The following is an 8,581-nucleotide window of genomic DNA, read 5'->3' on the forward strand; positions in this document are numbered from 1 at the left end:
CTTTGCGACTGGCAGGAAAAAAAATCGTGCTCGGCATGACGGGCGGTATCGCCTGTTATAAAGTTGCCGAACTGGTGCGCTCGCTCGGGAAAGCGGGTGCTGACGTACACGTGGTGATGACCCAGGCAGCAACGCAATTTATCACTCCGGTGACCATGCAGGCGTTGTCGGGGAATACGGTATTTACCGATCAGTGGGATGCCCGCATTGCCAACAACATGCCGCATATTGACCTGACACGCGACGCCGATGCGGTTGTGATTGCGCCCTGTAGTACCGATTTCATGTTCAAACTGGCGCACGGTGCCTGTGATGATCTGCTGTCGACGCTATGCATCGCACGGCCAGCGCACATTCCGCTGCTGGCAGCACCGGCGATGAATGTCGAGATGTGGCAAAACCCGGCAACGCAACGCAACGTCAGCCAGCTTCTGGCAGATGGTATCCTGCTGATGGGTCCGGCAGCCGGCGATCAGGCCTGCGGCGAGACGGGTATGGGACGCATGCTGGAGCCAGCTGAGCTTCTGACAGAAATCATCGCTGCATTCCAGCCCAAATCGATGGCTGGCAAACACGTCCTGCTGACCGCTGGCCCCACATTCGAGCCAATCGATCCGGTACGCGGCATCACCAATCTGTCTTCCGGCAAAATGGGATACGCGATTGCCGAAGCCGCCTGGGAAGCAGGTGCTCACGTCACGCTGATCTCCGGCCCGACCGCGCTGTCCGCACCGTACGGTGTGCAGTGCCTCCATGTGCAGACGGCACAGCAGATGCATGACGCTGTCATGGAGGCAATCGGGCTGCAACAGCAAGACGCCTTCATTGCAGTCGCAGCCGTGGCAGACTGGCGCGTCGCCAATGCCAGCTCTCAGAAGCTGAAGAAAAATTCCGGATCCGATATGCCGGAACTGAAATTCGCTCAAAATCCCGATATCCTCGCCAGTGTCGCAGCCCTGCCGGATGCACCGTATTGCATCGGTTTCGCAGCCGAATCAGAAAACCTGCTGGCCTATGGTGCGGCTAAACGCATCAGGAAAAATATCCCATTATTGGCCGGTAATATCGGACATCACACCTTCGGCCAGGACGATAATGAACTCATCTTATTCGATGCCAACGGCCATCGTCATTTGCCGCGTGCAGACAAGCAGACGCTGGCGACACAGCTGATTGCAGAGCTGGCGCAACGCCTGTCCCAACGCTGAGGCACAACCTGATGCCTTCTCTTTTTTTACTTTGAACGATCTATGAAAAACGTTGCACTGAAAATCCTCGACGCCCGCATGAAAGATCAGTTGCCGGCTTATGGCACGCCAGGCAGCGCCGGCCTTGACCTGCGCGCATGCATTGATGCCCCGCTCACGATTCAGCCCGGTGAAACGGTGCTGATTCCAACCGGACTGGCAATCCATATCGCCGACCCCGCTTATGCCGCAATGATCCTGCCACGCAGCGGCATGGGACATAAACATGGGATCGTGCTTGGTAATCTGGTCGGTCTGATCGATTCGGATTATCAGGGGCAACTCATGGTATCGACCTGGAATCGCAGTCAGACCAGTTTTGTCCTGAATCCGATGGAGCGCCTGGCGCAACTCGTCATTGTGCCAGTGTTGCAGGTCGGGTTTGATATCGTGGAAGAATTTGGAGACAGCGAACGCGGTGAAGGCGGCTTCGGCAGCACGGGCAAGCACTGAACCCGGCAAAAATCCTGGCGCCAGCCTCCTCTGCCGGAAGCTGGCCCGCACCGCCTGCAGCACTACAGTTGCAACCATTGCCCTTTGAATAAAATCGGACCGGATGGCTTGTCCGGATTGCCGGAGCCACCCTTCGGTTCCAGCGAAATAGCCAGCAATGCCTGTTCGTGACTGATCATGTGCTCCGGCATCGGCAGGGTTGCGCTGCCCTGACTGGCAAGCAGCCCCAGTGACCGGACTTTTCCTTCTTTCGAGACAGACCATAATTCAAGACTCTGATCAGCGCGAATCTGCGGTGCATTCAGCATTCGCACCACCAGCTGCCGGCGGCTGCGGTCGCCGGTAATTAAGGCAATCGCCTGGGCTTTATCATCTTCCAGTGCCGCCACATACTGTGCAGGATTGCGTTCCGGGCGTTCGCTCTGTTTATTCAACATGACGGAAAACAGAATCACCGCGGCAGTCGTCGATACCAGTCCGAGGCCGCGCCAGAATGCGAGATCATTGCGTAATTCCCGCCAGAATTGCCAGCGTCCCGACGCAGGTTGAGTGGCTTGACGGGCGTCCCCGATACGTTGCCGGATTTGCTCCCATACCTGCGGCGAAGGATGGCTGAGCGGCGCGAGTTCCGCCATCGGCAACAAATGTGCCTCCCACTGACGGACAAGCTGACGCAGACTGGCATCCTGCCGCAACCAGTGCTCAAAACGGCTCCGGGCACCACCGCGCAAAGTGCCCAGCACGTATTCGGCAGCCAGTTTGTGCTGCAACCTGGAGTTATTCTGCAAGGTCTGAAGATTCATCATGCCTCCCGACGATTCAGACATAAGCGCAGCTTATCCAGACTGCGCCGTATCCAGGTTTTGACGGTACCAACCGGCAAGCGTAATTGCTGGGCGACCTCACTGTGAGACAGGTCATGGAAAAATGCCAGTGCCATGGCCTGCCGGTGCGCGTTTTCCAGACGCGCCATGCAAGAAGCCAGCGCATGCGCATCCTGACTCAATTCCAGATGCCGCGCTGGTGAAACCGTTTCACCTTCCATTGCTTGCAAAACATTCATATCAAAATCGTCGCCATCTATTTCCACGGTGTGATCCAGCCGCCGTAACAAATCAAATGCCCGGTTGCGCACAATGGTCGTCATCCATGTCATCGGTGCCGCCAGACTGGACTGATAACTAGCCGCACTGTTCCAGATATTCACATAACTCTCCTGTAAAACTTCTTCAGCCAGCTCACGTTTATGCAATATACGTAAAGCGAAGCTAAACAGTTTCGACGATGTGCTCTGGTACAGCGAATGAAATGCCCGGGCATCCTGCCTGGCAACAGCGGCCAGCCAGTCGTGCAATTGGCGGGTATCGGTGGTGGACTGAGTCAATGGCGTATCCATCCCTGTCAATGTAAGTGTGTGAGGGATTGTAGCCGGATTTGACCGGGTTTTATCAAGCAGAACGGATTGTGAACAAAGTGTCTCATTTCGGATTTTTTACAGATTCTGAAAAATAGTTGAATCCGTTTGCAGATGACATGCGTATCAGCCCACAGGCGATCGTTTTTTCTCTGCTGAAAAGAGAAAAAACTATTTTGACTCAATGGAGACCAAGGAGAGGATATGCGATTAACAAGACAACTGGCCTATGCGGGCTTTTGTGCGACGATAGGCTGGCAAACTGCCGGTGCTCAGGAAATGAGCCGGCCGGACATGGGCAAACTGACGGCTACGGGCGGTGTCAGCAGCGTGGAAGGTACTGGTGGCGGCGGCATCACGCCGTGGGCGCTCATCAGCGGCTATGGCAGCAGGGACAGTTATGGTGCCAATGCCCATTACACGCAATTGAGCACTCAGGACTACACCTTGAAATCCTACGGAATCGCTCTGGGCATAGCCGACCGGGTTGAATTATCGCTGGCAAATCAGGAGTTCACCGGAAGCCTGGCGCCACTGAACGCACTGAAAATCCGGCAGGATATTGTCGGGGTAAAAGTCAGGCTCACCGGCGATGCTGTCTATGATCAGGACAGCTGGATGCCACAAATCGCCGTCGGTGCACTCTATAAACGGAACAATGGTATCGGGGGGCTGGAGGGTCTCGGGGTCACCAATGTAAAACAGCTGGGCGCCAAAGATGATCATGGTATGGACTATTACCTTGCCGCCACCAAAATTCTGCTCGATCAAAGCCTATTGCTGAACGGCACCGTCCGAATGACCAAGGCCAATCAAATGGGCTTGCTCGGCTTTGGCGGAGATAAAAAAGACAGCTACGAAGCCATGCTGGAAGGCTCGGTTGCCTATCTGATTAACCGCAAACTTGCTGCAGGCGTGGAATACCGGATGAAGCCGCGGAATCTGGGCGTTGATAACGAAAAGGATTACTACGACGCATTCATTGCCTGGTTTCCGTCAAAAAATCTTTCCATCACAGCGGCTTATGCAAGGCTCGGGGATATCACTGTTTTTAACCCGAAAAATCAGCGTGGCTGGTATTTATCAGTACAAGCCGGATTCTGAAAGCCCGACAGTCTGTTCTCATTTTTTAAGGAAACCGTATCATGAAAAAATTTAAGTATTCTGTAACCGCAATGGTGCTGGCATTCAGCGCTCTTGGTCTGATCACCAGTCACAGTCAGGCGCAGAGCATGTCCGATGCTGTATATCGGGGGCTTGGTGAAAAAACGGGTATCAGCCAGATCGTCGCTGACTTTTTATCTGTCGTGACGAGTGATCAGCGCATCAGTGCCGCATTCGCAGAAACAGATATGGAAAGGCTTGCCCTGATGCTGACAGAACAATTCTGTGAGCTGAGTGGCGGCCCGTGCAAATACAGCGGGAAAGACATGACATCCGCACACCAGTCGATGAAAATCAGCAATGCCCAGTTCAATGCGCTGGCAGAGGATTTGCAAATAGCAATGGAAAAACATCAGATCGCATCTTCCGTTCAAAACAAGCTGATTGCAAAACTGGCCCCCATGCAGCGGCATATCGTGACCCGATAACTCTGCCCCCAAGTAATGATCCGGAAGCAATGCCCGGCATTGCTTCCGGTCGCTCCACATCAACGGATACCGACATCATGCAGCCAAACTCATTTTCATTCGCCAGACTGATCCTGATTGCTATCTTTATTTACAGCAGCATTGCGGATTCCCGGGCCGCCAGTCTGTACGTCAGCACACTGGATAAAAATGGCGCCCCAATGGCGGATGTCGTAGTCTACGCAACACCGCTTAACGGTGCTTTGCCGCCTGCCGCCAAAACACCGCCTGCCGTTATTCTCCAGCGCGACATGCAGTTTTCCCCTTATGTCACCGCGATTCGGGCAGGGACACAAATTGAATTTCCCAACTACGACAAAATGGAACACCACGTTAAATCATTTTCCCCGGCCAAGGAATTTGAAATTAAAACATATGAGCGGGGGGTGACGCCGGCACCGATTCTGTTTGACCGGGCTGGACTCGTTGTTGTCTATTGCCTGCTCCATAACTGGATGCGTGCTTATGTGCTGGTGCTGGAAACCCCCTATTTTGTCAAATCCGATATCAATGGCCAATTACAGCTGGATCACCTGCCAGAGGGGCAATATAAAATCGAAGCATGGCATCCGAATCTGGGCAGCATCAAACCACCGCTCAGTCAGATAATCAGCATTCAAAACAATAACACTCCGGTCAGATTTCAATTTGATTTCGTTCCGATTGCCCGAAAATCCAGAAATCCTGCTTAAGAAATACAACTGCGGATCAACAACAAACAAAAGAAGAGATTGCCCCTTTCAGGCAAATCATCTTGCAGGGTTTTGGTCAATGTTTGTGCGCGATCAATCCGATCAGGGCAGACATCCCTGCATGCTGTGTCCCTTCATCCAGCATCTTTTCATACGATGTCAGCTGATCAATGTGCATCGATGAAAAAGCATCGCGCAGCAGCTCCTCCGTATAAAGATGCGAAATATCAGGCGGACCACCGGTTTTATATTCTAGCTGCTTCGGTGTGTAACCCTGCAATATCAGGAGTCCGCCGGGCTTTAGTGTTTTTATGAAATTAGAAAACATCCGGGCACGCATAGCAGGATCGGCAAATTGAATAAAAATGGCAACCACTGCATCGTAGTGCTCGTCTTCCCAATGCCAGGAGTCGCAATCAGATACTGCGAAATTCACTTCAACCTGCTGTTCAAAAGCCAGCTTTTTGGCTTTCTCCACGCCGACCGGAGATATATCAAACGCCGTGGTGATCAACCCTTGCTTTGCCAGCCAGACACTGTTGCGTCCCTCACCGTCAGCGACAACCAGTACCCGCATTCCCGGGCGTAACAGCGGCAATGCACTGACCAGAAAATGATTCGGCTCCGTGCCAAAAATGTAGCCATCCCCGGAAAAACGGGTATTCCATGTTTCCTGAGGATGTGCAAATCCTGCATGCTTATTCGTGCTATTCATCTTGATCGATTTGTTATCTCATGAGTGTTGGTTTATTTATCCAGACGTTCAATGCCAAGCAGCTTTAACACATATTTTTCGTAGACAGGCTCCGATGTGCCTGCTTTCATTTTGTGCATAAAGTATTTTTCAAAGGCGATTTTTGCCAAATGAACCCATTTCCCCTTTTTAAACCACGCCACATTCCGTGGCGGTATCTGAGGTAGCGCGACAAAAGCCGCCCCGGTGTCACCCATGTCTGCCAGACAAATTGCATTCCATGAGCCTTTTGCTGTTGCCGGCGTTCCAGCAATATCTGCTGCAATATTATGAACGATGGCAGTAATCATGCTCTCAATCATATAACCTGTCTTCGGCGCGCCAGTCGGCACAGGCGTTGCCTCAACCGGTGGAATCGCAACACAGACGCCCGCAGAATAAATATTTGGGTATTTTTTGCTTCGCTGATTTTCGTCAATCAAGACAAAGCCACGCGGATTGCACAGCCCATCAACAGCTGCAACTGGATCAACACCGCGGAAAGCAGGCAACATCATGCTGTATTTAAATGCAAGCTCATGTTCTTTTTTGAGATTCCCCATCTCATCCATTTCGCTGACATACATTTTTCCATTTTCAACTTTTGTTGTCTTGGCATTGCAAATCCATTTGATATCATGGTTCCGGAATTCACTCTCCAGCATGGATTTTGAATCTCCTACGCCGCCCAGTCCAAGATGTCCGATGTATGGCTCACTGGTGACATAGGTCATCGGTACTTTATGACGCAGTTTTCGCTTCTTCAGATCAGTGTTGAAAATAAATGCAAATTCATAAGCAGGTCCGAAACAGGAAGCGCCAGGCATTGCACCAATAACAACCGGTCCCGGATCGTTCAAAAATTCCTGATACGCCTGATGTGCATGCTCTGCGTGATCAATGGTACAGATAGACTGGGTAAAACCATTGACAGGCCCGGAGCCTGATACCTCATCGAAAGCAAGCTTAGGGCCGGTAGTAATCACTAAAAAGTCATAATTGACAGCGGTATCATCCGCTAAAGTCAGCGTGTTTATTTCCGGCTCAATACGAGCAACCGGCTGCGCAATAAATGCAATATTTTTCTTTTCCAGATATGGACGAATCGGAAAAGTAATTGCTTCCCTTTCCCGCCAACCCACCGCAACCCAAGGATTGGATGGCACAAATTGAAAATAATCAACCGCATTAATTACCGTAATACGATGCGATTGATCCAGTTTCTCCCGTAACTCATAAGCTGCCGGCATACCGCCGGTACCCGCTCCTAATATAACGATGTGCGCCATAGTCTCCTCCATTCAGGCGATTGGTTAGTACACGACAATTTTCAATGCTGGTATTTATTTTCAGAACAGATACCATCTCTATAGTGCATTCGCGTTTTATTGATGACGCCACTATATTTCAAGTCATGAATATACATATCAGCGCAACTATGCCAGCAAATAAATCCAAGTCAGATCACATAAACAGCAGCTATCAGTAACGCTTTTTTCTCAATATAATATATTCTTATTTGCTCATTTGCGCAAATTGATTTTTAAATAAATTAATCAGCTTTAATTTGTAATGGACTTATTTGATGAGGACGATGCTGTCTCAATGAGGCAGGAAAAGCCTGAAGAAGGTGTGGTTTTACTGCGCCAGTTTGCTCGCGCGAATGGGACGGCCATGTTGCAGGATATTCATCAGATAACGGAGGGATCACCTTTTCGACATATGCTGACACCCGGTGGATACACAATGTCAGTCAGTACCAGCAGTTGCGGCACGATTGGCTGGATTTCAGACAGGAAAGGCTACCGTTATTCGCCATATGATCCAGAAACTGGTGATAACTGGCCTGTTATGCCTTCATCCTGGTGTCTGCTTGCTCATCAAGCCGCGGATCTTGCAGGTTTTTTGGATTTTGTTCCAGACACCTGTTTAATTAATCGATATGCACCGGGCAATCAATTATCACTTCACCAAGATAAAGATGAGGAAGATTTTAATGCCCCAATTGTGTCGGTATCTTTGGGATTACCTGCCATATTTTTACTCGGAGGAATGACCCGATCTTCCAGGGTACAGCGGCTACTCCTGACACATGGCGATGTACTCGTATTCGGAGGTCCCTCGCGCCTGCGCTATCATGGCATTGCACCAGTCCGCACTGGCCATCATCCGGCAACAGGCCCATATCGGATTAATCTCACATTCCGCCGCGCCCTTGGTTGACTCTGACATCAGAAGCTTAAGACAGCACTCAGGCAGTGGCAAGCAGTGACTGTTCGCACGCTGACGTGACGTTATACATGCCACCCGCAAAAGCAAAACCCCCCGCTACACTGGGTAACGGGGGGTCGCAGATTACAAGCCTGACGATAACCTACTTTCACACTGGTTGCAGCACTATCATTGGCGCA

10 protein-coding genes are annotated in these 8,581 nt (G+C 51.0%); 6 read left to right on the top strand and 4 right to left on the bottom strand.

Features of this window, described 5'->3' with window-relative positions; translation table 11 throughout:
* Nucleotides 1-2: 2 nt before the first annotated feature.
* Nucleotides 3-1,208 (top strand): bifunctional phosphopantothenoylcysteine decarboxylase/phosphopantothenate--cysteine ligase CoaBC, encoded by a 1,206-nt coding sequence (gene coaBC / locus H8K27_RS15910; protein WP_186864173.1) that lies wholly within the window; start codon nucleotides 3-5, stop codon nucleotides 1,206-1,208.
* Between the two features lie 42 nt (nucleotides 1,209-1,250).
* Nucleotides 1,251-1,700, top strand: coding sequence for a dUTP diphosphatase (dut, locus tag H8K27_RS15915; RefSeq protein ID WP_186864157.1), 450 nt, complete (start codon nucleotides 1,251-1,253; stop codon nucleotides 1,698-1,700).
* Nucleotides 1,701-1,762: 62 nt separating this feature from the next.
* Here the strand turns inward: dut and H8K27_RS15920 are convergent, their stop codons facing one another.
* Together H8K27_RS15920 and H8K27_RS15925 are read right to left on the bottom strand one after the other, a co-directional pair.
* Nucleotides 1,763-2,527 (bottom strand): anti-sigma factor, encoded by a 765-nt coding sequence (locus H8K27_RS15920; RefSeq protein WP_230419434.1) that lies wholly within the window; start codon nucleotides 2,525-2,527, stop codon nucleotides 1,763-1,765.
* Nucleotides 2,503-3,096, bottom strand: coding sequence for a sigma-70 family RNA polymerase sigma factor (locus H8K27_RS15925; protein WP_186864158.1), 594 nt, complete (start codon nucleotides 3,094-3,096; stop codon nucleotides 2,503-2,505). The genes H8K27_RS15920 and H8K27_RS15925 overlap by 25 nt, the downstream gene beginning before the upstream one ends.
* Nucleotides 3,097-3,393: 297 nt before the next feature.
* On the opposite strand from H8K27_RS15925, the gene H8K27_RS15930 reads away from it, so the two are divergent.
* From H8K27_RS15930 to H8K27_RS15940, 3 genes are all read left to right on the top strand, one after another.
* Nucleotides 3,394-4,218: a DUF3034 family protein gene (locus H8K27_RS15930; protein WP_230419438.1), complete on the top strand. Its 825-nt coding sequence runs from the start codon at nucleotides 3,394-3,396 to the stop codon at nucleotides 4,216-4,218.
* Nucleotides 4,219-4,259: 41 nt separating this feature from the next.
* Complete coding sequence (locus H8K27_RS15935) at nucleotides 4,260-4,706, top strand: group I truncated hemoglobin (RefSeq protein ID WP_186864160.1); 447 nt, start codon at nucleotides 4,260-4,262, stop codon at nucleotides 4,704-4,706.
* 77 nt (nucleotides 4,707-4,783) lie between these two features.
* A complete protein-coding gene (locus tag H8K27_RS15940; RefSeq protein ID WP_186864161.1) occupies nucleotides 4,784-5,437 on the top strand; it encodes a methylamine utilization protein in 654 nt (217 codons plus the stop codon).
* Nucleotides 5,438-5,513: 76 nt separating this feature from the next.
* On the opposite strand, the gene H8K27_RS15945 is transcribed toward H8K27_RS15940, so the two are convergent.
* Together H8K27_RS15945 and H8K27_RS15950 are read right to left on the bottom strand one after the other, a co-directional pair.
* Nucleotides 5,514-6,152, bottom strand: coding sequence for a class I SAM-dependent methyltransferase (locus tag H8K27_RS15945; RefSeq protein WP_186864162.1), 639 nt, complete (start codon nucleotides 6,150-6,152; stop codon nucleotides 5,514-5,516).
* 32 nt (nucleotides 6,153-6,184) lie between these two features.
* Nucleotides 6,185-7,459: an NAD(P)/FAD-dependent oxidoreductase gene (locus tag H8K27_RS15950; protein WP_186864163.1), complete on the bottom strand. Its 1,275-nt coding sequence runs from the start codon at nucleotides 7,457-7,459 to the stop codon at nucleotides 6,185-6,187.
* A 283-nt stretch (nucleotides 7,460-7,742) separates the two neighbouring features.
* On the opposite strand from H8K27_RS15950, the gene alkB reads away from it, so the two are divergent.
* The gene (alkB, locus tag H8K27_RS15955) at nucleotides 7,743-8,393 is read left to right on the top strand and encodes a DNA oxidative demethylase AlkB (protein WP_186864164.1); all 651 of its coding nucleotides are present in this window, start codon (nucleotides 7,743-7,745) and stop codon (nucleotides 8,391-8,393) included.
* Nucleotides 8,394-8,581: the final 188 nt, after the last annotated feature.

The sequence above is a fragment of the Cognatundibacterium griseum genome (assembly GCF_014284195.1).
GTDB classification, from domain to species: Bacteria; Pseudomonadota; Gammaproteobacteria; order Burkholderiales; family Burkholderiaceae_D; genus Undibacterium; species Undibacterium griseum.

What these genes read in the sequence shown, in the direction of transcription:
- alkB (WP_186864164.1), top strand. Translation starts at nt 7,743, where the DNA reads ATGGACTTATTTGATGAGGACGATGCTGTCTCAATGAGGCAGGAAAAG.
- H8K27_RS15925 (WP_186864158.1), bottom strand. Translation starts at nt 3,096, where the DNA reads ATGGATACGCCATTGACTCAGTCCACCACCGATACCCGCCAATTGCAC.
- H8K27_RS15930 (WP_230419438.1), top strand. Translation starts at nt 3,394, where the DNA reads ATGAGCCGGCCGGACATGGGCAAACTGACGGCTACGGGCGGTGTCAGC.
- H8K27_RS15940 (WP_186864161.1), top strand. Translation starts at nt 4,784, where the DNA reads ATGCAGCCAAACTCATTTTCATTCGCCAGACTGATCCTGATTGCTATC.
- H8K27_RS15935 (WP_186864160.1), top strand. Translation starts at nt 4,260, where the DNA reads ATGAAAAAATTTAAGTATTCTGTAACCGCAATGGTGCTGGCATTCAGC.
- H8K27_RS15945 (WP_186864162.1), bottom strand. Translation starts at nt 6,152, where the DNA reads ATGAATAGCACGAATAAGCATGCAGGATTTGCACATCCTCAGGAAACA.
- H8K27_RS15920 (WP_230419434.1), bottom strand. Translation starts at nt 2,527, where the DNA reads ATGTCTGAATCGTCGGGAGGCATGATGAATCTTCAGACCTTGCAGAAT.
- dut (WP_186864157.1), top strand. Translation starts at nt 1,251, where the DNA reads ATGAAAAACGTTGCACTGAAAATCCTCGACGCCCGCATGAAAGATCAG.
- H8K27_RS15950 (WP_186864163.1), bottom strand. Translation starts at nt 7,459, where the DNA reads ATGGCGCACATCGTTATATTAGGAGCGGGTACCGGCGGTATGCCGGCA.